This is a genomic window from Proteiniphilum sp. UBA5463, from assembly GCF_002427225.1.
Classification (GTDB): domain Bacteria; phylum Bacteroidota; class Bacteroidia; order Bacteroidales; family Dysgonomonadaceae; genus Proteiniphilum; species Proteiniphilum propionicum.
In genome coordinates this window covers 12,134-12,599 of record NZ_DIQL01000002.1, presented here as the reverse complement: position 1 = coordinate 12,599, position 466 = coordinate 12,134, and the positions used below count along the sequence as shown (strand labels likewise).

At 44.6% G+C, this 466-nt stretch carries 1 protein-coding gene; it reads left to right on the top strand.

The features are described 5' to 3' along the window. Positions 1 to 192 precede the first annotated feature (192 nt). The gene (locus B3B27_RS00615; RefSeq protein ID WP_238866061.1) at positions 193 to 387 is read left to right on the top strand and encodes a hypothetical protein; all 195 of its coding nucleotides are present in this window, start codon (positions 193 to 195) and stop codon (positions 385 to 387) included. Positions 388 to 466: the final 79 nt, after the last annotated feature.

Genomic DNA, 466 nt, shown 5'->3' with positions numbered 1-466 from the left:
ATCCTGCAGGTCTTTTTCCACGACTATATTCCCAAAAAAGCAGCGGATGAACTGACCGCTGCCAAAGACCGGGAAATTACCTGGCTGAGAGAAGAAATCCTATACCTGAGAACGAAATTGGACCGATTGCAGGAATGCGACGAACGCTAAAAATATACTTGACTTAACTTAACGTTAAAACAAGTACGGACAATGGAAACATACCAGAGAGACATCCGACAGGTAGCAAAAGCGCCTGAGGAGAAACTGACCGATCTTTTGTGGATGTGTTCCCGGGAGGAACTCCTACAATTTATCATCTATTACGCTAAAGAACAACCGGGCATTCACGATAAGCTGCAAGAATTTTTACTTGCTTCACATCTACCTTTACCTACCAAAATATAGCCTTGTCCTCGTCCGAAACCAAAGTGCTCACGTTACGCTGCATCAGCATGGTACTCTTGCACCTGTAGGGGAAGACCAT